1 protein-coding gene is annotated in these 902 nt (G+C 64.2%); it reads left to right on the top strand.

Features of this window, described 5'->3' with window-relative positions; all coding sequences use genetic code 11:
• Window positions 1–902: translocation/assembly module TamB domain-containing protein (locus AC0L15_RS33205; RefSeq protein WP_473498418.1), on the top strand; the 902-nt coding region annotated here is incomplete at both ends.

Below are 902 nucleotides of genomic sequence, written 5' to 3'. Positions count from 1 at the left end.
TCTGGGGACGCCAACGGCGCCATCACCTTCGCGCTGAACGCGCAAGGCGCCAGCACCGCGCCCGACCTGTCGCTGACAGTCAACAGCGACCGGCTTTCGGTGGCGGCGCGAGAAATCACCGGGCTAAAGCTCACCGCGACGGGGAAGGGCGACATCGCCAGCCCGGCGGCCGATATCTCGCTCACCGGATCCGTCAATGACGAGCCACTCGATTTCAAGGCGTCGCTGGTAACGCGCCAGGGAAAGCGGTCCATAAACGGACTAAGCCTGTCACTGGGCGACAACAAAGTTTCGGGCGACCTTGCTCTCGACGATCGATTCCTGCCGCTCGGCACGGTTGCGCTGGATCTACCCGATATCAGTCCGCTCGCAGCCCTGGCGCTGGAAAAAGCTGACGGCGACGTGCGTGGCACGATCGTCTTCTCGAAGACCGGCAATGCGCCTCATGTCGCCATCAAGGCGACCACAGATTCAATTTCGCGGGGCGATCTTTCGGCAAAGACGGTCACCATCGATGCGCTGATTGCCAACTATGTCGCCGCACCGGCGATCTCCGGTAAAATCCGTGCCGACAGCGTCACCTCCGGCGGCACCGTGATCAGCGGCATCGATGTCGATTTGAAGCGCGATGGCGACTGGACCGGGTTTTCCGGCGGCGCCACCGTCGCCGGAATTCCGGCCACGGCAGAAGGCAGGGTGAGGATCGCGGACGGCACTACAAGCGTCGAAATCGCCTCCGGCGATGCGACCATTCGCGGCATCAGGGCGGCGATCGCGCAGCCGTCGACCCTGAGCATCGCCAACGGCGCCGCCAGCATCGAGAAACTGACGCTCGATGTCGGCGGCGGATCGGTGACCGTATCCGGCACCGCCGGCCAGACGCTCGACCTTGCGGCAGAGTT

It is taken from the genome of Mesorhizobium sp. WSM4846, from assembly GCF_055811415.1.
This window is presented reverse-complemented; position numbering and strand designations above follow the sequence as displayed.